At 51.6% G+C, this 21,315-nt stretch carries 18 protein-coding genes; 9 read left to right on the top strand and 9 right to left on the bottom strand.

Annotated elements, in window-relative coordinates:
- Positions 1 to 326 precede the first annotated feature (326 nt).
- Positions 327 to 1,625: a tyrosine--tRNA ligase gene (gene tyrS, locus AC5E51_RS08705; RefSeq protein WP_301376633.1), complete on the bottom strand. Its 1,299-nt coding sequence runs from the start codon at positions 1,623 to 1,625 to the stop codon at positions 327 to 329.
- 139 nt (positions 1,626 to 1,764) lie between these two features.
- Here tyrS and AC5E51_RS08700 point away from each other — a divergent pair, with 139 nt between their 5' ends.
- Positions 1,765 to 3,051 carry a M23 family metallopeptidase gene (locus AC5E51_RS08700; RefSeq protein WP_301376634.1) on the top strand — a complete coding sequence of 429 codons (1,287 nt, stop codon included), beginning with the start codon at positions 1,765 to 1,767 and terminating at the stop codon, positions 3,049 to 3,051.
- A complete protein-coding gene (locus tag AC5E51_RS08695; protein ID WP_301376635.1) occupies positions 3,048 to 4,157 on the top strand; it encodes an anhydro-N-acetylmuramic acid kinase in 1,110 nt (369 codons plus the stop codon). The genes AC5E51_RS08700 and AC5E51_RS08695 overlap by 4 nt, the downstream gene beginning before the upstream one ends.
- Here the strand turns inward: AC5E51_RS08695 and AC5E51_RS08690 are convergent.
- The 5 genes from AC5E51_RS08690 to argC all read right to left on the bottom strand — a co-directional run bounded on the left by AC5E51_RS08690 (position 4,148) and on the right by argC (position 7,329).
- A complete protein-coding gene (locus AC5E51_RS08690; RefSeq protein ID WP_301376636.1) occupies positions 4,148 to 4,684 on the bottom strand; it encodes a hypothetical protein in 537 nt (178 codons plus the stop codon). The two genes, AC5E51_RS08695 and AC5E51_RS08690, sit on opposite strands and share 10 nt — an antisense overlap.
- 25 nt (positions 4,685 to 4,709) lie before the next feature.
- Positions 4,710 to 5,057 (bottom strand): iron-sulfur cluster insertion protein ErpA, encoded by a 348-nt coding sequence (gene erpA / locus AC5E51_RS08685; protein WP_068444719.1) that lies wholly within the window; start codon positions 5,055 to 5,057, stop codon positions 4,710 to 4,712.
- Positions 5,058 to 5,118: 61 nt separating this feature from the next.
- On the bottom strand, positions 5,119 to 5,529 hold the full coding sequence (locus tag AC5E51_RS08680) for a bactofilin family protein (RefSeq protein ID WP_301376637.1): 411 nt from the start codon (positions 5,527 to 5,529) through the stop codon (positions 5,119 to 5,121).
- Entirely contained in the window at positions 5,529 to 6,269 is a 741-nt protein-coding gene (locus AC5E51_RS08675) for a DUF6776 family protein (protein WP_068444725.1), read from the bottom strand. The genes AC5E51_RS08680 and AC5E51_RS08675 overlap by 1 nt, the downstream gene beginning before the upstream one ends.
- 22 nt (positions 6,270 to 6,291) lie before the next feature.
- Positions 6,292 to 7,329 carry an N-acetyl-gamma-glutamyl-phosphate reductase gene (gene argC / locus AC5E51_RS08670; RefSeq protein WP_301376638.1) on the bottom strand — a complete coding sequence of 346 codons (1,038 nt, stop codon included), beginning with the start codon at positions 7,327 to 7,329 and terminating at the stop codon, positions 6,292 to 6,294.
- A 188-nt stretch (positions 7,330 to 7,517) separates the two neighbouring features.
- Between argC and AC5E51_RS08665 the strand changes: the two genes are divergently transcribed.
- From AC5E51_RS08665 to AC5E51_RS08645, 5 genes are all read left to right on the top strand, one after another.
- The gene (locus AC5E51_RS08665) at positions 7,518 to 9,236 is read left to right on the top strand and encodes a chloride channel protein (RefSeq protein ID WP_301376639.1); all 1,719 of its coding nucleotides are present in this window, start codon (positions 7,518 to 7,520) and stop codon (positions 9,234 to 9,236) included.
- A 3-nt stretch (positions 9,237 to 9,239) separates the two neighbouring features.
- Positions 9,240 to 9,668 (top strand): protoporphyrinogen oxidase HemJ, encoded by a 429-nt coding sequence (hemJ, locus tag AC5E51_RS08660; protein WP_068435644.1) that lies wholly within the window; start codon positions 9,240 to 9,242, stop codon positions 9,666 to 9,668.
- A 15-nt stretch (positions 9,669 to 9,683) separates the two neighbouring features.
- A complete protein-coding gene (gene hemL, locus AC5E51_RS08655; protein WP_301376640.1) occupies positions 9,684 to 10,979 on the top strand; it encodes a glutamate-1-semialdehyde 2,1-aminomutase in 1,296 nt (431 codons plus the stop codon).
- A complete protein-coding gene (locus tag AC5E51_RS08650) occupies positions 10,976 to 11,596 on the top strand; it encodes a hypothetical protein (RefSeq protein ID WP_301376641.1) in 621 nt (206 codons plus the stop codon). The genes hemL and AC5E51_RS08650 overlap by 4 nt, the downstream gene beginning before the upstream one ends.
- A gap of 162 nt (positions 11,597 to 11,758) precedes the next feature.
- Positions 11,759 to 13,273: a methyl-accepting chemotaxis protein gene (locus tag AC5E51_RS08645; protein WP_301376642.1), complete on the top strand. Its 1,515-nt coding sequence runs from the start codon at positions 11,759 to 11,761 to the stop codon at positions 13,271 to 13,273.
- Between the two features lie 45 nt (positions 13,274 to 13,318).
- Here AC5E51_RS08645 and AC5E51_RS08640 read toward each other — a convergent pair whose 3' ends face one another.
- A complete protein-coding gene (locus AC5E51_RS08640; RefSeq protein ID WP_297530818.1) occupies positions 13,319 to 13,693 on the bottom strand; it encodes a tetratricopeptide repeat protein in 375 nt (124 codons plus the stop codon).
- Entirely contained in the window at positions 13,672 to 16,005 is a 2,334-nt protein-coding gene (gene mrcB, locus AC5E51_RS08635; protein ID WP_491778429.1) for a penicillin-binding protein 1B, read from the bottom strand. The genes AC5E51_RS08640 and mrcB overlap by 22 nt, the downstream gene beginning before the upstream one ends.
- A gap of 285 nt (positions 16,006 to 16,290) precedes the next feature.
- Here mrcB and glnE point away from each other — a divergent pair, with 285 nt between their 5' ends.
- Positions 16,291 to 19,200, top strand: coding sequence for a bifunctional [glutamate--ammonia ligase]-adenylyl-L-tyrosine phosphorylase/[glutamate--ammonia-ligase] adenylyltransferase (gene glnE / locus AC5E51_RS08630; RefSeq protein WP_490364153.1), 2,910 nt, complete (start codon positions 16,291 to 16,293; stop codon positions 19,198 to 19,200).
- A 78-nt stretch (positions 19,201 to 19,278) separates the two neighbouring features.
- Positions 19,279 to 20,208: a branched-chain amino acid transaminase gene (locus AC5E51_RS08625; protein WP_273091845.1), complete on the top strand. Its 930-nt coding sequence runs from the start codon at positions 19,279 to 19,281 to the stop codon at positions 20,206 to 20,208.
- An 83-nt stretch (positions 20,209 to 20,291) separates the two neighbouring features.
- On the opposite strand, the gene AC5E51_RS08620 is transcribed toward AC5E51_RS08625, so the two are convergent.
- The gene (locus AC5E51_RS08620) at positions 20,292 to 21,215 is read right to left on the bottom strand and encodes a hypothetical protein (RefSeq protein WP_301388436.1); all 924 of its coding nucleotides are present in this window, start codon (positions 21,213 to 21,215) and stop codon (positions 20,292 to 20,294) included.
- Positions 21,216 to 21,315: the final 100 nt, after the last annotated feature.

Raw genomic sequence — 21,315 nt, 5'->3', positions numbered from 1 at the left:
AGTTCTTACTTGAAATCTTATGTCTCCACAACATCTCAGTAAGCACCCACACGAAATTGTCTGAACAATTTGTTAAAGAACTTTGCTTCGTGTTTCACTCGAAGCGGGCTGCGCATTCTAAAGAGTTAATCTTCGATGTCAACCTCTTTTTTCTGACTGGTCCGAAGTAATCCGTTCCGTTCAGAGCGGGGCGCATTATATAGTGATTAAATTCACTGTCAACCCCTTGTTTTTCCTTTGTTTTTTCCGCTTCCGGAAGAAGCCGTCTCAAGTCAGGAGCGGCGCATTATAGAGATCTCATTTGCGCCGTCAACAGTCTTTCTGAATTATTTTTCAAGTTCGAACAAATGATGCTTTTTCTTGCCCATGCGAACCATAAAGAAGCGTCCGTACATAGCATTACCAGCACTGAAGATCTCGGCGCCTTTCATCAGGTCATCCATACCGTATGCCTGACCGTTTACGATGACGGCATTGCGGCCGAGCGCATCTTTAACCTGCTTACCCTGGCCCATACCTGCTTCAGAAAGTATCGCTGTCAGAGGTTTATCACCCAGACCAGTGATGTCCAGACCGCTTGATGGCAATCCATCCTGCTTGATCTGTTCCAATTCACTTTCGGATAATTGCGTTAGATCGCCAGAGAAGAGCGCTTCGGTAATACGACGGGCTGAATCGAGCGCTTCCTGACCATGCACCATTCGGGTAACTTCTTCCGCAAGGATCGGCTGCGCTGTCTTGCGACCTTCAATCGTCGCATCATGCGCTTCAATCTCTGCAATTTTTTCAACCGGCAGGAACGTGAAGTAACGCAGGAATTTGTAGACGTCTGCGTCTGCCGTATTCATCCAGAACTGGTAGAAGGCATAAGGCGAGGTTTTAGAAGGATCCAGCCATACAGCGCCCGATTCTGTCTTACCGAATTTTGTACCGTCAGATTTGGTTACGAGTGGAACAGTGAGACCAAACGTCTGCGCGCCATTCTGACGACGGGAAAGGTCGATACCACCAACGATATTACCCCACTGGTCGGAACCACCAATCTGCAGGGTGCAGTCGTAACGTCGATTCAGTTCAGCGAAATCCATCCCTTGAAGCAACGCATACGAAAACTCGGTGAACGAGATCCCCGCCCCTTCTCTATTCAGGCGCTGCTGCACCGACTCTTTATTGATCATGGCATTTACAGAGAAGTGCTTACCGACATCACGAAGGAAGTCGAGTACGTTCATCTCACCTGCCCAGTCAAGGTTATTCACAACAACGGCTGGGTTCTCAACACCGTCAAAGGCGATGAACTGACTGACCTGGCCACGAATCTTATCGGCCCACCCAGCCACAATGTCTGCGGTATTGAGCTGACGTTCAGCGGCCTTAAAGCTTGGATCACCGATCAATCCCGTCGCCCCACCTACCAATGCGATGGGCTTATGCCCCGCATCCTGAAAGCGACGAAGAACCAGAAGAGGGACTAAGTGTCCGAGATGAAGACTGTCTGCTGTCGGGTCAAAACCGCAATAAAGAACGCGAGATCCGCCGTTTAGGTGTTCATTAAATTCGTCTTCAGCGGTGATCTGGTTCAGCAGACCACGCTCTTTCAGGTCAGCAATAAGTGCGGCTGTCATGGGATCTATCTTCACATTAGGGTTGTCGGAAAGGGAGCTGAACATACCTGATCAAGGTGCAAAATCAAGTTCACCGGGTAAAATGCTCAGTGATTGTTTACACTTTCCTGCGAAATGCATACGAGGATTCGATAATAAGATGGCTCTGCCCGGGCAACTACAGTATTTCCCGTTACGTCACCTGATTGGTGCCGGGCTCGGTATTCTGCTGCTACTCATTTTGGTTCTTCTCCCGGATTCCGGTGAGTCAACCAAACAACAGACGTTTGTTATTGACCTTCCCGAGGTCTCAGAACCCGACACACCACCTCCTGTGCCTGAACCCGACTGGGAAGAGACCACAGTGAAAAGCGGTGACAGCCTCTCGGTTCTGTTTGATAGGGAGAACCTCAGTGCTGTTGATGTTATCGATATTGCAGCAGCAGTTCCCCGGGATGTTATCAATCTCAAAGTCGGTCAGACTGTGCGCTGGGTTCGGACGGCCGAAAATAAAATTTCGAAGCTGGAGATTATCCTGTCTCCACTCGCAAGACACTCTCTCGCCCGCGAAGATGATGGTAGTCTCTCATATGAGCTTATTGAACGAACGGCAGATTACATCCCTCGCTTTGCCTCCGCGACCATAGACAACTCTCTTTACTACGACGGCTCTCAGGCGGGAGTTCCTGACCAAATTCTCTATCAACTGGCGGCTATCTTTGGCTGGGATATCGACTTCGCGCTCGATATCCGTAAAGGCGACTCTTTCAGTCTCATCTTCGAAGAGGTTCAGCTGGATGGCGAGCAGATTGGCTACGGCGATATTCTGATCGCACAGTTTAATAACCGGGATCGCGAGCTTACAGCTGTTCGCTATGTCGACAGCGACGGTCAAGCGAACTACTTTACCCCGGAAGGCACGAGCATGCGTAAGGCCTTCCTGCGTAACCCGATTGACTATTTCCGCATCAGTTCTCGATTTAACCCGAACCGTAAACATCCGATTCTGAATACAATCCGGGCCCATCGGGGAACCGACTACGCAGCACCGACGGGGACGCCGATCAAAGCTGCAGGTGATGGCAAGGTAACCTTCGCCAGTCGCAATGGCGGCTACGGTAATGTCGTCGTCATCCAGCACGGTCAACGCTACCAGACCAAGTACGCACACATGAGTAAATTCGGGCGTGGCGTTCGGGTCGGCCGCTACGTGAAACAAGGCCAGATCATTGGTTATGTCGGAACCACGGGCGCCTCAACAGGGCCGCACCTGCACTACGAATTCCTGGTCGATGGCGTCCACAGAGACTCATTGCGGGTAAGACTGCCAAAAGCAGAATCTATTAAATCGTCGGAAAAAGCGGCGTTTATGAAGGAGTCCAATAAGCTGACCAGCTGGTTGAAAGACTTCAGTGTGTCTTCAAGCACAGACGGGGACTTTCAATGACTCTTTGTATTGGCCTGATGTCAGGCACCAGTGCCGATGGCATGGATGCTTGTCTCGTGGAGATCACACCGGACAAAGTGACGATGGTTGATGCCTTGTGCATTGATTACCCAGACGAAGTATCGGATTTCTTTAAGGCGTTAGCCATCAGTGAGACTCTCAGCGCTGAACTCATCATGGATGCCGACCGCTTAATCGCCCAATATGGCGTGCAAGCTGTCGTTACGCTGTTAGAGAAGAATACGCTCTCCTCCACTGACATCAGCCTTATCGGCAGTCATGGCCACACTCTACGCCACAGACCTCAACCGGACGGATTCAGTTGGCAGATTGGCGACCCCTCATGGCTCGCCGAGTACACAGGCATTACCTGCGTTGCTGACTTTCGCCGCAGGGACATTGCGGCTGGCGGCGAGGGGGCTCCTCTCGTACCCGCATTTCATCAGGTTGCGATGCAAGCGCATCAACCATGCGGCGTACTCAACATCGGCGGCATCGCCAACCTGACCCTGGTAAACCCGGACCCGAATAAAACTCTTGGGTTTGACACTGGCCCAGGGAACGCATTAATGGATGAATACTGCAAGGCCATGACAGGTTGCAGCTGTGATGCAGAAGGAAGCTCTGCAGCCAGGGGGGTGGTTATTTCTGACTTACTGGAAGAGTGGTTGCAGCATCCCTATTTTTCGGAAGAGCCCCCCAAAAGCACTGGCCGTGAGCTGTTCAACCTGAAGCAGCTTCAGATTCCCGAACAGTATCCCGCTGATAATGTTCTTGCCACGCTCGCAGAGCTGACAGCCACCAGCATAAGTAGCGCAATCAAGCGTTATGCGCCTGAACTTCAGGATCTTTATGTTTGTGGTGGAGGGCTGAAAAACAGTCACCTGATGAACCGCATCCGAGCCAACCTGCCTCAGATGAATATTCAGTCAACAGAAGCTGTTGGGGTACACCCTGACTGGATGGAAGCTATCGCTTTCGCCTGGCTAGGCTGGAGAACGTTAAATCACCTGAGTGGCAACCTTCCTGCGGTCACCGGTGCTCAGGGAGAGAGAATTCTTGGTGGGATTTACCCGGCGAGTACGGGCAAAAATAATCAGAAATAAGCGTAACCCGCACTTTCAAGACGTTTATTTTCCTGATCGGCTGATGATACGCCCTCGATGAAGGGGGGCAGGTCGGTCAGTTCTATACCTCGCTGGCCCGTCCAGTGACGGCAGACTTTGACATCAATGATATTAAAAGCATCCAGACGCGCAGCAAGATCAACCAGAGCTTTGTTGTCGCGATAGTTGTCGCGTTTGAAAAGTTCGATTTCATCCCCCGACAAAACCAGCATTACAGGCTCTCGAGTGCGGTAAACATCCTGCCCTGAGGCAATTTTTTCTGCACGCTGGAGTAAAGCGAGCATTTCGTCTGCAGAGTGTTCCTGTATCCGGGCCTGGAACAATGCCGGAATGCCCTCTGTAGATGCAGGGATTACCTCGGCTGTAACGTCACCTTCCTGTACAGCTTCAACAGGAGCAACCACTGAATTATCGATGGCTGGTGCAGACGTTGTTTCCTGAAGACCTTCGTTAGCGAGACTGGATAAAGAATATGAGGCTAGTAAAGCAGTTAATACAATTCGCATGGGAACCTCCCTGATGCGTATCAAGTCAGATTGCGAATGACGAACCACAACCACATGTAGAAGAAGCGCCCGGGTTCGACACCGCAAAACGCGACCCTTCCAGTCCTTCCTGATAGTCAAGCACTGACCCAACGAGGTAACCGTAGCTTAGTGAGTCTACAAGTACCCGTACGCCTTCTTTTCCGATGAGGGCATCATCCTCTGCCTGTTCATCATCAAAGGTGAAACCGTACTGGAAACCTGAACAACCACCACCAGTCACAAACACCCTCAGGCACAGCTCATCATCACCCTCATCTTCGAGAAGGTCACGAATTTTTTCTTCCGCCGCTTGCGTCAACTCAATCGGCGCGGCCTGCTGAACTGCTGTCATAATTACCTTGGAAAAGATGTCTTGGATAAGTCTTGTAGGATTATCTGCTTAACCGAGTGATTTAGTCAACTTTTGCCATTTCTGTCTGAGAAACGCCAGCGCCAGCTTTAGCTGAACCGGAGCCATGAATCAATTGGCCATTCACCTGCGCCCCTAATACCATTTCCATTGATGCGTAGTGGACATTGCCTGTAATGCGGGCTTTTTTCGCCAATTCAATATAGTCATAGGCATGGATATCTCCACATACCTCACCATTGACGATCACATTAGGTGCGGTAATCCGCCCTTCAACACGCCCCTTATCGCTAATACGTACCGACGCCTTAGAGCCCGGCTCGGCTATCAGGTTGCCCTTCAGGACACCATCGATCTGAATGGCGCCTTTCACTGCGATATCACCGCGGATTTCAGTGCGAGCCGAAATCACTGTATCAAAATCTATATGGTTGTTGGTCTTAGCACTGAACATCAGGCCTCTCCCTCGGAATTCCAGTTTCGGGTTTCTTCTACCCTTTGTGAGTTCTGCCCGCGTGACTGCATAACTACCTGTAGCTGTTGTGGGATAAAACCATCTGGCAGATTCAACACACCTTTGAGTTCCTGAAAATAACGGAAGCGGAATGGTATACCCAGTTCACTGATATTTTCATCCAGATCCCGGAGGGCGATAACTTCCTGCTCGCCGGATCGCAAACCAATCACATTGACTGCGACCTCACCCTGAACATAATTCGTGTTATCGACAACCTGAGTCATCATAACGGCATAGCTGTACTGATTTGCACTAATTGCATCGAGGTCAATCCGGCTGATACGTAAGCCTTTATCGGCGCTACCGGGCGCCATGATACCCTTGTAGAACGCAACTTCCTGCTCAAGCACGGAAACCTGATCCTTCAGACTTTTTACGGTTTCACGGAAACCATCCGCAGCTTGCCGGTCAACTTCGCCGCCCTTCTCGAGCACTGCCACGCGCTGACTTAAATCTTCAATGGTTTTCTCACTGGTGCGCAAACCGTCTTTAAGGTAACCATTTTCTTCTTTGAGTACCTTCATCTGCGTATAGCTATCGAAGTACCCGTAAAGGTAACCGCCACCTGCGGTCATCAGAATAAGAATGGCGAGCCAGAAAGCCCGCCGGAAGCGATACCCTTTCGCCCGGCGAACAATGACCAACTCATCCTGAACACTGCCTTCAACTACTGCCATGCTCTACCTCCAGAAACGCTCGTTAAGGCATCAGAGCAACATGTTGCAGGCCCATGTTTTCTTCAAGACCAAACATAATATTCATACATTGCACCGCCTGGCCGGATGAACCTTTAACAAGATTATCAATCGCAGACAGCACGATGACCTGACCGGTATCTTCGTGATAATGCAGTGCCAGGCGACACACATTGCTGCCCTTCACGCTTCTGGTCGCTGGCTGACTGCCAGCAGGAAGTACATCGACGAATGGCTCGTTGGCATATCGCTCTTCGTAGATTTTCTGCAGATCTTCGATCTTCTGCTCCGGCACCTGGGCGTAAAGAGTCGCAAGAATCCCGCGGATCATAGGCGCGAGGTGAGGCGTGAAAGTGATGTTAATGTCTTTTCCACCCGCAGCCGCTTTCAGCTCCTGACGTATTTCTGGCAGGTGACGGTGTCCGGATGTGCCGTAAGCCATAAAGCTGTCGGCCGTTTCTGCAAACAGCGAACCGACTTTCGCACCGCGCCCGGCACCACTAACGCCCGTTTTACAGTCAGCGATCAGTAGCTGGTCTTCGATCAGTCCCTGCTCAATCAGTGGTATCAAACCCAGTTCGACAGACGTTGGGTAGCAACCGGGACAAGCAACAAGGCGTGCTTTGCTGATGTCACTCCGATAGACCTCAGGCAAACCGTATACAGCTTCTGGGAGAATACCCGGTGCGCCATGCTCCTGGCCGTACCATTTTTCCCATGTCGGGACGTCTTTTAAACGGAAATCCGCAGACAAATCGACAACGCGAGCACCTGAGTTCAGCACTTCTTCTGCAAGAGCATGCGCAACACCATGAGGCGTTGCAAAAAATACGACGTCACATTCACCCAGCGCATCGGCATCTGGTACGGTAAAGGCGAGGTCGGTATACCCGCGGAGATTAGGGTACATATCATCGACCCGGACACCCTCTTCACTGCGCGATGTAATCACTTTCAACTCAGTTTCTGGGTGGTGCACGAGAATACGCAACAGTTCTACACCGGTATACCCAGTGCCGCCAACGATGCCAACCTTAATCACAGACAATCTCCGAAGTAGTCTAGTAGTGCTCTTGTATGCCTCCGCCACAGAATGCTATTGAACAAAGAGTATTTTATGGCGCAGGAAAGCGGCGCCCGGAGGGTGTTTCCAGCCGTGCCGCAAAGATGAGTATAATAGCGGGTATTCCGCACTCTTCACACCATAAGGCCAGAAAGGAACCGTCAATAGTGACCCCGTTACGCCAACTCTGGCAAAACATGATCACACTGTCTGACAACCAGATTGGATTAGCTGGCCTGGCGCTATTAACCGGACTTGTCAGTGCAGGCCTGATTACACTCTTCCGCCTGGCAATTGAGCTTCCCCTCGTCGCTTTCTTTCCGATTGGCTCCGCCGAGAATTTCGAAGGCATGTCGCAGGAAGTGCGTTCACTGCTTCTTCTAGGTGGCGGCGCCCTGCTGATTCTGTTGTTTTATTGGGTTCCACAAGAACGGCGCAGTATGGGCGTAACCCACGTTCTGCTTAGGATGGAGCGACATCAGGGATACATGCCCGCCCGCAACATTATTCTGCAGTGGATTTCTGCAGTGATTGCTTTGGTCAGCGGACACAGTGTTGGCCGTGAAGGACCGGCGATTCACATAGGTGCAGGCACGGGAAGTCAGATCGGACAACACACCGAATTAGCCCATCATCGCTTACGTATTCTCGCGGCGGCTGGCGTCGCCAGTGCGATTTCCGCTTCTTTTAATACACCGATGGCAGGAGTCATTTTTGCTATGGAGGTTGTACTTCTGGAGTACAGCATCCGCGGTTTTATTCCGATCATCCTCGCCTCCGTTAGCGGAGCCATCGTCAGCCGCGCGGTATTTGGGCATGAAACTGCGTTTGATGTTCCGGCGCTTAATCTCACCTCTTTATGGGAAGTCCCCTACATCATGTTGCTTGGTGTTGTCGCCGGACTGGTGGCCACTGGCTACATTTACCTGGTTAAATTACTACAGCGCCTCGGGCATCTCCCGCTTGTTTTACGCTGGGGCGGTTTAACAATCGCGACGCTGGCGATCAGTTGGTGGCTGCCTGAAATTCTTGGTATTGGCTACGACACAGTTAACGACGCCCTGAATGGTAAAGTCGTGTTCACCACCCTCCTGCTTCTGTTGCTGGCCAAGATGTTTCTATCTGGCTGGGCTGCTGCCGTCAGCTTTCCCGCCGGCCTTATCGGGCCGGTACTTTTTATCGGAGCAGCGCTTGGCGGGTTAATGGGGCAGCTCTCTGTCTGGCTGGTGCCTGACTACCCCCTCTCAATTGGCTTTTACACAATGTTGGGGATGGGCGCCATGATGGGGGCGGTACTCAGAGCACCATTGGCAGCGCTCGTTGCCCTGCTTGAGCTGACAGCTAACCCCAATATCATCATGCCCGGTATGCTGTCCGTTGTGATCGCCAGCTTAGTAGTCAGCGAAGTATTCCGGCTACCCTCGGTATTTCAGGTACAGCTCGGAGGCAACGCTCAATACCAGGCACCAAGCCCTGTACGGCAGATGCTGCGCAACACCTGGGTTGCTCAAGCGATGCAGACCTCCGTTGTAGAGGTGCAACGGAAAGTCGGTCGGGAAGCCGCTGGGTTTATTCTGCAACGTGATCCGAGCTGGCTCCTGATTGCTGGTGAAGACACCTTGATACGACCAGCCGCTATCGCCGAAGCACTCGAAACTGACCCTGATGCAGAAACCATTGACCTGTTTACCATCCCGGCTGACCGACAGGCGGCCGCCCGCATTTCGTTAAAAGCGAATCTGCAGGACGCCTTAGACCAGATGCAGTCACATCAATTACAATGGCTGATAGTGTATCGCGATGAGCGCCGTCATCAGTTCGCAGGTATCGTTTCGCGCGAAGACATCGAAAGCTACTACCAGTATCGTCCGGCACAAGGGGCCTGATTCATGACTTTCCTATGGCTGAAAGCCTTCCACATCATCGCTGTTGTGACCTGGTTTGCGGCGATTTTCTACTTACCGCGCCTGTTTGTGTATCACGCTGATGCCAGTGATGAGATATCCCGCGAGCGTTTCAAAGTTATGGAGCGTAAGCTCTATCGCGGAATCATGACGCCATCCATGGTGGTCGTCATCGCCCTGGGCATCTGGATGTTATCGATGAACACCAGCTTTTATTTCAGCCAGGGCTGGATGCACGCAAAACTCACACTGGTCGCCTTGCTCGTTGTATACCACTTCTATTGCGGCCAACTGTTAAAAGTATTCAAAGAAGACCGGAACACTCGCAGCCATGTGTTCTACCGCTGGTTTAACGAAGTTCCGGTATTTATTCTGCTCGGCGTCGTCATTCTCGTCGTCGTCCGCCCGTTTTAATTCCAAGGTATTGTTATGACTTATTCTATTTCCCAGTCGGAAGCGTTGTTCGAAGCTGCTCAGAAACACATCCCGGGCGGTGTAAATTCTCCGGTACGTGCATTCAAAGGTGTCGGTGGTACACCGATCTTTTTTGATCACGCCAAAGGGGCGTATGTGTTCGATGCCGACAACAACCGTTATATCGATTACGTGGGTAGCTGGGGGCCAATGATTCTTGGCCATTCTGCGGATGAAATTCTTGATGCCGTACGTGCACGTATGGATAAGGGCCTGAGCTTTGGTGCGCCAACCCATATTGAAATTGAGATGGCTGACGAAGTCTGCAAACTGATCCCGTCGATGGACATGGTGCGCATGGTTAACTCAGGCACCGAAGCCACCATGAGCGCAATTCGTCTGGCTCGAGGATTTACCGGCCGCGATAAACTGGTGAAATTTGAGGGCTGCTATCACGGCCATGCTGATTCACTGCTGGTGAAAGCGGGCTCCGGCATGCTGACTTTAGGCGTTCCGACGTCTCCCGGTGTTCCTGCAGGCGTTGCAGAAAACACCATTACCCTGAACTACAACGACCTCGATAGCGTTAAAGAATGCTTCGCGAAAATGGGTGACGAAATTGCGTGCGTCATCATCGAACCCGTTGCCGGTAACATGAACTGCATTCCTCCATCGAAGTCATTCCTCCAGGGGTTACGCGAGCTCTGCACTGTGCATGGCATTGTGCTTATTTTTGACGAAGTGATGAGCGGCTTCCGTGTATCACTGGGCGGTGCGCAACAATATTATGGCATTACTCCCGACATGACCTGTCTGGGTAAAGTCATTGGTGGCGGTCTGCCCGTTGGTGCCTTTGGTGGTAAGCGCGAAATCATGGAATACCTGGCGCCTCTCGGCCCTGTGTATCAGGCGGGGACTCTTTCTGGCAACCCACTGGCGATGGCCGCCGGTCTGGCGATGCTGAAAGCCATCCAGAAACCTGGGTTCTACGACCAGCTGACCGCACGGGTAAAACAGATGCTGGATGGTTTCAAAGCCGCGGCGGATAAGCATGGCATTCCATTCACCTCCACCAGCGCGGGCTCTATGTTTGGCCTGTTCTTCACCGAGTTGAACGAAATTAACGGCTTCCGTGACGTGGCTGACCACTGCGATGGCGAGCGTTTTAATAAATTCTTCCATGGCATGCTGAAAGAAGGGGTATACCTCGCGCCGTCTTCATTCGAAGCGGGCTTTATGTCCATTGCGCATACCGAGCAGGATATCGACGACACCATCGCTGCCGCTGATCGGGTGATGGCGACCCTGTGATTGAGAACACCGTCCTATTACTGATCTCTGCGCTCTTCTGTTGGTGCGCACGCCCTGTCCCCGGGACCGAATGGTCCGGGGAGAAGGCTGCGGACTTTGCTGCGGGCCTCATCATTGGCATTGCCGCTGGCGGGGAGATATTCAGCGCAGTCACGGGCAACGATGCAGCCGGAACGCTTCTGTACGGCCTGGCCTGGTATGCAGCGTTTCCATTGATCGTTCTCGTACGTACCGTGCAGGCAGCCCAGGTCGCCGGAGCCGGTGAAAATTGCTACTGGGACCGAGTGATCTGGGGGCGTATTCTTCTAGTATTGTGTGTCATTTTTGAGCTGGCACGTCGCAGCGATGTTGCGGAATATATACCGACAATTAGCGCACTTATCGGCGCGCTTTCTCTATTAGTCTGGGCACTCAAGCCACATCAGTTGTTAGCGCCAAAGCTTATCATAGCCGCACTGTGGGGAGCCGCAGTGGTGGGTTATCTGCTTCACACGAACGAGAGCATTTCGTTCGAGAGCCTGAAGTTGACCCCAGATCTCGCCTACCTTTCTATTCCCCTCACCATTCTGATTTATCAGGCCAACCTTCATATTCGCCAGCGCGAGGTCGGGCAATAGAAGTTAAGCTGCGATTGCATAACTGAAGGTTATCTATCGCACAATACCTGTATAAAAATTAGCCAGCTTTGTTAATGGTTCGGTCAATATTGCGATTAGCAAGTTGCTGGGCCTTGTCTACACTCAATAGCAGATACCAATATAGAGAATGTGGTTACTGCTATGAGCCAACCTCCTGCAATAAATAAATTCTATCGGGATGCGGACCGGTTTTTCCTCACCCTGAGCTTGGCATTGCTCGCGCTATCGTTCGGTCTGGCCAGCTGGAATAGCACCTGGGCGGAGGCCTTTCTGGTCGGTGTACCCGCCGTTGCTGTGCCTGCAATGATCAGCAAGGCCATGCCCGGCCATCGCTTAACACGCATTTCATTTGCGGCATCACTGATGGTTTTCTCGGCACTGCATATTCATCAGGCTCATGGTTTGATTGAAATGCATTTTGGTATCTTTGCTCTGCTTGCTGCGCTTCTTTATTACCGCGACCAGCTTACTATCATTACTGCGGCGGCCGTGATCGCAATTCATCACCTGGTATTTAACTACCTCCAGGAAATGGGTTCCGGCGTTTATATATTTGAGTACCATCCGGGACTCGATATGACTACCGGCCTGGAGATCGTACTTTTACACGCTGCCTTCGTCGTATTTGAGGCGGGCGTTCTCGTATATCTTTCCCGTAAGAGCTGGGCAGAATTCCTTCAGAGTGTTGAGTTGCTCAGTATTGGAGAGCATCTGCAGAAAGAAGGTCAGATTGATCTTTCCTATCAACTGGATAAACCTCAGTCTGCCTTCGGACATACCTTTAACACCTTTTTTGCTCAGATCAATGAACTCGTCAATGAAGCCCGTGAACTGTCTTATGAAATTTCGGGGATCAGTGATGATTTCGATAAGTCATGCAAAACTGTCGAGTCAGGGTCCAGCAAGCAAAGCGACGAAACAGATCTAATTGCTTCCGCCACTCAGGAAATGACCAGTGCGATGGAGGAGATAAATCGCTTTTCAGATGAAGCCGCCAAGTCTGCGACATCTGCAACCGAAGTCTCAGCGGCCAGCGATAAAGAAATTCGTGCAGCCCGCACCAGCATTGAGCGTTTAGAGCAAAATATTAAAACCGCTAACACTGTTATCGAGAACTTGGACTCAGAAAGTAACAATATCGGCTCTGTGTTATCTGTAATTCAGGGCATTGCGGAACAAACGAATCTTTTAGCACTGAATGCCGCTATTGAAGCTGCCCGTGCAGGTGAGCAGGGTCGCGGCTTCGCGGTTGTTGCGGATGAAGTCCGTACCCTGGCATCACGTACTCATGAGAGTACGGAAGAGATTCAGCGAATGATTGAACAGTTGCAGAAGGGCTCGGGTGAGGCGGTGAGCGCAATGGAAACATCACTGAGCGGTGTTGGCGAAAGCGTCAGCCAGATAGGTCATATCGATGAGCAGCTACGACTGATTAAATCAGCGGTAGAATCTATGAGTACGATGAATCAACAAATTGCTCAAGCTATTCGCGAGCAGAACCTGGCGGTCAACGAGGTCAATGGCAACATTATTTCGATCCGCGAAATCGGGGACTCGAACTTGGGACTGGCTCAGGCCTCGAAGGCGAAAACGGGGCAGCTATCGAGCATGGCTGGTAAGCTTGCTGGTTTACTGGCCAACTTTAAGACGCACTAGATCTCTCACACCATAAAAAACGGCCACTATTATGTGGCCGTTTCTTTATAACTGAAATTCCAGCTCGTAGAGGAGATAACTCAGCATTTCATCCTCATCGTCGGCAAAGACACGGGCTCTTTCCAGTAATTGACGAGCGCGTGCATTGTCGCCCGCCGCTGCGTATGTTTTCGCCTGACGGTAGAGCACATAGGGATTTCTCGGCTCAATGCGTCGTGCCTGATCAAGGTACGTCAGCGCAGCGCTCCAGTTGCCTGCCTTAGCTGCATCATCTGCCTGACCAAACAACATTTTTACGGCGGGATGATCAGTACCCCCCTGATACTGTCCGTAGTTTTCCGTGGGGCCATCCTGCGTTGATGTGCTCGCACACGCCGTTAGAAAGCCAACTACTGCGATCAAAACAATCGTTCGAACCATGAGCGAATCCCTTTACCAATACTCTGAACCCCGGATTCGCAGGCAAGTCGTTTTGTTGTCTGCCACGATGCGGGAAAGTTATATACCTTACCAGAACATCCGTCTTCGAGTAATTGACCCTGAGGGTTCACCGGGATATCAACCAGACTGCGCGAAGGCGTCAGCGGCTCTGTCCCCATCCGCCTGAACGATTCCTGCCAGATGGGCAGTGCGCCACTGCTGCCGGTAAATGGCATAGGTCCGTTGTCATCCATACCTACCCAGATCACGCCAAGATGGCGATTATCAAAGCCGGCATACCACGCATCCCGCTGCTCATCACTCGTGCCCGTCTTACCTGCAAGCGGTTGCGGCAGGTCATTAAGCCGTCGGGCGGTGCCTTCACTCACGACGGCCTTGAGGCCTGACGTGAGCCACTCCATCGTCACCGGGTCATATACCTGCTGACCACGAATTGCATAAGAGGAAAGCATATCTCCCTCTGCGGTGGTCACTGCATCAATGGTGCGCAGTGGCATCAGGAAGCCCTCAGAGGCAATCGTCTGGTACATCTGGGTCATTTCGAAGGGAGACAGCGACATAGCGCCCAGCAACAAAGACGGGTAAGGAGGCAGATCATCCCGGATACCTAAGCGGACCAGTTCATCGACGACCTTATCCAGACCAACCGTCATTCCTAAGCGTGCCGTCGCCTGATTCAGAGAACGCTGCAGAGTCTCCTGCATTGGCAGCATACCGTGACTTTTCTTATCGTAATTCTGAGGCTGCCAGAGGCTCCCATCCTGCCCTTCTACCGTAACTGGGCTGTCATCAATCAGGGTGCCCCAGTGATACTCACCGCTACGTAATGCCGCTAAATAAACCGCAGGTTTAGCAAGAGAGCCAACCGCTCTCTTCGCATTCAATGCGCGGTTAAAACCAAAGAAAGACGCGTCGCGCCCACCGAGCAAGGCGCGAATTTCGCCACCATCGACGCTGGTGATCACAGCTGCGGTTTCCAACTTGCCTTTAAGTCGCGGAGAACGCGTTTCTAATGACGAGAGATGGGCTTCAGCCGAACTTTCAACCGCGCTCTGAACCCAGGGGTCGAGCGTTGTAAATATACGCAAGCCCTCTGATTGCAAATCCTGCAGGCGATAATCCTGCTGAAGCTGCTGTTTAGCCAGTTCAAGAAACGCAGGGTATTCACGCTGCCCCGCACGCTTAGGTGAGGCAGTTAATAATGGGGTTCGTTTGGCGCGCAGGCTTTCCGCTTCAGTAATGACCTGACTTTCAGCCATCAGGCCAAGAATTAAATCACGACGATCTTTCGAGCGCTGAGGGTTTCGACGGGGATTATAGTAGGACGCCCCTTTCACCAGTCCGACCAGAGTCGCAATCTCTGCGTTGTCGAGCTCTCGCAAAGGTTTGCCGAAATAGAAACGCGAGGCCAGACCAAAACCATGAATGCTGCGACGCCCGGACTGCCCGAGATAAACCTCGTTGATGTAGGCCTCTAAAATTTCTTCTTTGTCGTAATGCAGCTCAAGCAACAGTGACATAAAGGCTTCCTGAATCTTGCGACTCAGGGATCGTTCATTAGTAAGAAAAAAGTTCTTTACCAACTGCTGAGTGAGCGTTGAGCCACCCTGAACCATACGGCCAGCGTTGACGTTCGCGACCATGGCCCGGGCAATGCCTGTGGGAGAAATTCCCCAGTGTTCAAAGAAGCGTTTATCTTCAGTAATGATCAATGCCGCCACGAGCACCGGTGGAACATCTTCAAGCCGGACGAGCTCCCGATCCTCATTGTGAACAGGGAAAATACCGCCGATGTACTGAGGCTCAAGACGTACCAGAGCCTGGGCACTCTGCTCATCAGAGACCTTTTCGACACGCCCGGAGGCTAACGTTACTTCAATAACCCGACTTGGCTCGGGGCCATCCCAGAAGGGAAAGCCGCGCCGATAAATACGCCAGGTATTCCCCGTCCTCTGATAGGTGCCTGGCCGGTCGGCGGCCCTACTCTGCCTGTAGTCCGACCACTGCAATTCGGCCTGAAGCTGCTGTGGCGACAGCAGTAACCCCGGATACAGGGCGAGTGGGCGCGCATACACCTTGGCTGGTAGTGCCCATTTTTTACCATCAAATGCCCGGCGCACTTCGGCATCCAGATAAATCATCCAGGCACCGAAAATCACCAGCGATACGGAGAACAAGCCTAAGAGTGTCGCTTTCCAGCGCCGCTGCTTTCCGGCGACAGGTTTTTTAGACACTTCTTTCTTTGCTGCTGACTTTTTCACTGTTGTTTTTTTGGTAGGTTTCCCTGACATCCGTTCGAAAGCTCCGGTAAAACGTACGATCGCGAAATGTGGCGATGATATCTGATAACAAATGTAAAACTGCGAACAGGTCTGACAAAAGACAGTTAAAGAGGCTATATCGACCCTGCCGACAGTATCGGGTTCCCGAATGCGACTGTCTATTCCTGTAATCAACCTCGTCCTATAATCAACCTGATCATAAGATCACTGTTCACAGGCACACATTACCCGCTACAGTTAATTCACAGGCAACTACCTAGACAACCAGTAAGACACCAACACAGGTTAATGAATATGCTCCCCGATGCACTCCTATCCCACTGGCAGGCAACAGAGCCTCAACTCGTTTCTCTGGCAGAACGAATGGGATTGCAATGGCAGGAGTTTTTCACCGGTTTAACTCCCGAACATCAGACGGCACTGCAAACCGTTCTGACTCTGAGCGACTATGTCGCAGACGCTTTCCCACGAGACCATGAACATCTATGTCATGCCATTATTGACGGTTCCATCAACGCTCAGATCAACAGTAAAAAGTTAAACGAGTGGCTTGATACTTTGGCCCGGGGTGCTGAATCCGAAGATGACTGGCACGCTGCACTGCGCAAACTACGGCGTCGCGCCATGGTACATATCATCTGGCGGGATGCATTGAAAAAAGCCAGTACACTGGAGACGACACGAGCTCTTTCTCAACTCGCGGACGTCTGCGTCATCCGTAGTATCCAGTTCCTGTCGCCGTTACTCGAATCCCGTCATGGCCAGCCTGTCGGTAAAGAATCCGGGGAGCAACAACATCTTCTTGTCATAGGCATGGGCAAGCTGGGCGGCTGGGAGCTCAACCTCAGCTCAGATATCGATCTTATTTTTGCTTACCCCGAGAGTGGCAATACGACCGGCCCGAAGGTCATCAGCAATCAGGAATTCTTTATTAAGCTTGGCCAGAAGCTGATTCAGGCGCTTGATAAACAAACCGTCGATGGCTTTGTTTTCCGTACTGATATGCGCCTGCGCCCCTACGGTCAGAGTGGCCCTCTGGTCATGAACTTTGCCTCTATCGACGAGTATTACCAAAGCCAGGGACGCGACTGGGAACGCTACGCCATGGTGAAAGCCCGGGTAATGACGGGCGAAGACAGTCCGGAAGCACAGGAGCTTCTCGATATTTTAAGACCCTTTACCTACCGGGTTTATGTTGATTTCAGTGCTTTCGAATCGCTGCGCTCAATGAAAGCCATGATCAATGCTGAAGTACGCAGACGTGGCCTTAATAACAATGTGAAGCTGGGCCCGGGCGGCATCCGCGAAGTCGAATTTATCGTACAGGCATTTCAGCTGATTCGTGGCGGCCAGGAAAAACATCTTCAGATACGTGAACTCGTCGATGTGCTGGATATTCTCGCCGCAGAGGGCTATCTGCCGTCCGGTGCTACCGAAGAGCTGAAAAGCGCTTACTTCTTCCTACGTGATACCGAACACGCAATTCAGAGCTTACGGGATGAGCAGACGCAGGAACTGCCCACCGACCCAACCGATCAGGCTCGCATAGCAGTCTCAATGCAATGCGACGACTGGGAAGCCTTCATTACCTTATTGAATCAGCACCGCAGCATTGTCAGCCACCACTTTGCTCAGATTGTGGCTCATGACGACGAGCAGGATAACAAGGAAGCCGACCATGTCTGGCTCGACCTCTGGCATGGCGAACTGAACGAAGAGGCCGCCAGAGATTTCCTTAAGCAGTATCCGTGCGCCGGTGAATCCGCAGTGCGCCAGCGCATTGATACCTTCCGTGAATCACGCCCGGTAACCAACATGCAGCAGATAGGCCGCGAACGTCTTGAAGCACTGATGCCTTCGTTACTGGAGCAGGTCTGGGCGCAAGACAATACCGAAGAAACACTTGAACGAGTAATTCCGCTGCTTGAAGCCGTTCTTCGGCGTACAGCTTATCTTGTTCTGCTCAGTGAAAACCCGCAGGCACTGGAGCAATTGATTAAACTCTGTTCCGCATCGAGCTGGGTCGCGGAATACATTACCCGAACGCCGCTTCTGCTCGATGAGCTTCTTGTGCCGGAAACTCTGTACCGACTGCCCGACCAGCATGAGCTGCAGGAAGAGCTGCATCTCCGTTTATTGCGGATCGAAGCCGATGATCTCGAACAGCAGATGGAGCAGACGCGCCAGTTTGTGCGCGCTCACAAACTCAGGGCGGCGGCCTGCGAAGTGATGAACAAACTGCCTCTGATGAAGATCAGCGACTACCTCACCCGCCTTGCAGAAACCACCATGACCATGGTTCAGAATCTGGCCTTCGAGCAGATGGTCGCGAAATATGGCTATCCGACAGACGCGAATAAAGAGCCGGTATATACGCCCGAGTTTCTCATCGTAGGTTACGGCAAGGTGGGTGGTCTTGAGTTGAGTTACAGCTCGGACCTTGATCTGGTCTTTATCCATCACGGTCACCCGGGAGGCTCCACCACAGGCGAACGCAGCCTGGATAACGGCGTATTTTATACCCGTATGGGTCAGCGCATGGTTCACTTCTGCAGCACTCAGACCCGCTCCGGCGATCTCTACGAAGTCGACCTGCGTCTGCGGCCATCAGGTAACTCAGGAATGATCGTCGCGTCGCTGAAAGCGTTTAAAGAATATCAGCAGAATCATGCCTGGACCTGGGAGCATCAGGCACTGGTCCGCGCACGCGTAATCAGTGGGTCCAGTGAGCTGTCCTCAAGCTTTAATGACATCCGTCAGGAAATCCTGACATCACAGCGAGATATTCCTGAACTGCGCGAAGAAGTGCGAGCCATGCGGCAAAAAATGAGGGATAATCTCGGCTCTAAAGATACGAACGGCCAGCAGTTTCACCTGAAACAGGATGAAGGGGGTATTGTTGACATCGAGTTTCTGGTTCAATATGGCGTACTGGCCTGGTCACACCAGCACCCTGAGCTTACTCAGGTCACCGATAACATGCGGTTGCTGGATGCCTTAACGAAGGCCGGTCTGATGGCTCCAAAAGACTGTCAGACCCTGCAGGAAACCTACCTGTCCTACCGAGCCGAAACTCACCGGCGTGCATTGCAGAAACAATCCCTGCTCCTCGAGAGCGACTCAGTGTCGGCACTCGGATTTGATGCACGGCGTAATGATGTGACCCGACTTTGGAAACTCTGGCTTGAACCCGAGCAGTCATAACCACTGCAAGGCAAGCGCAGACTGCTGAACGTTTACTGAATTACCGAATACAACATTACATTTACGAGTGAGGTCCTTATGCTACCTTCCATGTCTGACCGTGATGGTCTGATCTGGCTTGACGGAGAGTTAGTCGACTGGCGCGATGCCAAAGTTCACGTACTGACTCACACCCTACATTACGGTATGGGCGTCTTTGAAGGTGTGCGGGCTTATGAAACTGATCAGGGCGCGGCGATTTTCCGTCTGCAGGAACACACCGACCGCCTGTTCCGCTCCGCACACATTCTGAATATGAAACTGCCTTACACCCGCGAAGAGCTGAACGAAGCTCAGCGTGCTGCAGTGCGTGAAAACAACCTCGACAGTGCTTACATCCGACCAATGGCGTTTTACGGCTCTGAAGGCATGGGCCTGCGTGCTGACAACCTGAAAGTTCATGTCATGGTTGCCGCCTGGGAATGGCCGGCTTACATGGGTGAAGAAGCCAAAACTCAGGGCATTAAAATCCGCACCTCAAGCTACACCCGCCACCACGTGAACATCACCATGTGTAAAGCGAAAGCGAACGGCAACTACATCAACTCAATGCTGGCTCTGCGTGAGGCCATCGACAGCGGTTGTGAAGAAGCCCTGCTTCTGGATAACGAAGGTTATGTGGCTGAAGGCTCTGGTGAGAACTTCTTCCTGGTTCGTGATGGCATTATTTACACGCCGGAACTGACCTCATGCCTGGATGGTATTACCCGTAAGACCATTATCGAAATGGCTCAGTCTCTGGGTTATGAAGTACGCGAAAAACGCATTACCCGTGACGAAGTCTACGTTGCCGACGAAGCCTTCTTCACTGGCACTGCAGCAGAAGTACTGCCGATTCAGTCTCTGGATGGTCGCATTATCGGTAAGGGTTGTCGCGGCCCAGTCACCGAAAAACTACAGACCATGTACTTTGATACTGTGACGGGCAAGAACCCATTCAATGCTGAATGGATTACTCCTTGTAAATAATTTCCCTGATTTTATTTTCAAATGAGTGAAATAAAAAACCCCGGATTAACCGGGGTTTTTTTATGCTCTGAGACTTTCTGCATTTACAGTTTTACCTGCCCTTCACGAAAATCTATTTCGGTAACACACTGACTAAATTCGCCAGAAGAAAATGTCCGGGTCTGAGTGGCGTTACCCGAGACAACGCCCGTCGTAGAATTAGTATCCAGCGTCAACGAGAAATTTTCTGTCACAGAGCCAAGATCCAGCGTCTGCTCACTACTGAAGGCATTTCCGTCGACACTGGTAAAGTTAAGAGTTTCATCAGGGTCGGAGATATACCCCTCTGCCCAGTTAATTATCCAGTAGGTTTGCTGTACGTAAGCCCCTTCCGGAGAGCTATCACAAAGGGTAGAACCACGCCGTTCATGAGTGACAAAATACTCAGTATCAGTCAGGCCTAAAGAAGCCCGGTTTGGCTCGGTCAGTAGAAGTGTAAACTGCCCTCCTTCTGCAAGCGTTGAGACCGTTAATGTATAGGTACGCCCTGCATCGACATCCATCAACAGCACTTCGTAGGAGTTTGAATTTTCGCTCTGTTCGCTATTCAGAGAATTGTCACTGACCTCGAGATCAAGGTTCGGGGCTTCAGTACTACTGAGTACAATGAGCACCTCACGATCCACCAGCGGCGTGTAAGTCAGTTCAAATTCAGACGCAGTATCCGCAACGCCGGGAAGAGCGGTTCCAGTAACGCGTGAGTTAATCACAATGGCATCGTTATCTGTAACAGAGAGTTCTGAGACAGAGGGTTCTGCTTCAGGACCACGAAGCCCAGGTGCAAATGTGATGTCGATGGTGGCCGTTTCTTCTGAGGTTCCTACATCAATAAAACCACCCGAGCTGCCATCACTGCCGCCTCCGCAAGCGACCAACGTGAAAGTCGCTACAGCCAGCGTTAAAATGGCGCTAAAACCCCGCAATCTCTGTATCGTGATCTTAATGTCTGGAACCCTGATGCCCGGCATGCATACTCTCCCGTGACTGCACTTGATGATTCGATAACATATCAGACTCTTTCTGAGCGATCTGTAAATTATGTGTGAACTCCTTGGCATGAGCGCTAAT

The organism is Thalassolituus sp., from assembly GCF_984348125.1.
Note: the sequence above shows the minus strand (reverse complement) of the source record. Positions and strands in the feature narration are given on the sequence as shown.

Bases quoted from the DNA above. Each gene is read 5' to 3' on its own strand.
- tyrS (WP_301376633.1), bottom strand. From the start codon at position 1,625: ATGACAGCCGCACTTATTGCTGACCTGAAAGAGCGTGGTCTGCTGAAC.
- AC5E51_RS08700 (WP_301376634.1), top strand. From the start codon at position 1,765: ATGGCTCTGCCCGGGCAACTACAGTATTTCCCGTTACGTCACCTGATT.
- AC5E51_RS08695 (WP_301376635.1), top strand. From the start codon at position 3,048: ATGACTCTTTGTATTGGCCTGATGTCAGGCACCAGTGCCGATGGCATG.
- AC5E51_RS08690 (WP_301376636.1), bottom strand. From the start codon at position 4,684: ATGCGAATTGTATTAACTGCTTTACTAGCCTCATATTCTTTATCCAGT.
- erpA (WP_068444719.1), bottom strand. From the start codon at position 5,057: ATGACAGCAGTTCAGCAGGCCGCGCCGATTGAGTTGACGCAAGCGGCG.
- AC5E51_RS08680 (WP_301376637.1), bottom strand. From the start codon at position 5,529: ATGTTCAGTGCTAAGACCAACAACCATATAGATTTTGATACAGTGATT.
- AC5E51_RS08675 (WP_068444725.1), bottom strand. From the start codon at position 6,269: ATGGCAGTAGTTGAAGGCAGTGTTCAGGATGAGTTGGTCATTGTTCGC.
- hemJ (WP_068435644.1), top strand. From the start codon at position 9,240: ATGACTTTCCTATGGCTGAAAGCCTTCCACATCATCGCTGTTGTGACC.
- hemL (WP_301376640.1), top strand. From the start codon at position 9,684: ATGACTTATTCTATTTCCCAGTCGGAAGCGTTGTTCGAAGCTGCTCAG.
- AC5E51_RS08645 (WP_301376642.1), top strand. From the start codon at position 11,759: ATGAGCCAACCTCCTGCAATAAATAAATTCTATCGGGATGCGGACCGG.
- AC5E51_RS08640 (WP_297530818.1), bottom strand. From the start codon at position 13,693: ATGGTTCGAACGATTGTTTTGATCGCAGTAGTTGGCTTTCTAACGGCG.
- mrcB (WP_491778429.1), bottom strand. From the start codon at position 16,005: ATGTCAGGGAAACCTACCAAAAAAACAACAGTGAAAAAGTCAGCAGCA.
- glnE (WP_490364153.1), top strand. From the start codon at position 16,291: ATGCTCCCCGATGCACTCCTATCCCACTGGCAGGCAACAGAGCCTCAA.
- AC5E51_RS08625 (WP_273091845.1), top strand. From the start codon at position 19,279: ATGCTACCTTCCATGTCTGACCGTGATGGTCTGATCTGGCTTGACGGA.
- AC5E51_RS08620 (WP_301388436.1), bottom strand. From the start codon at position 21,215: ATGCCGGGCATCAGGGTTCCAGACATTAAGATCACGATACAGAGATTG.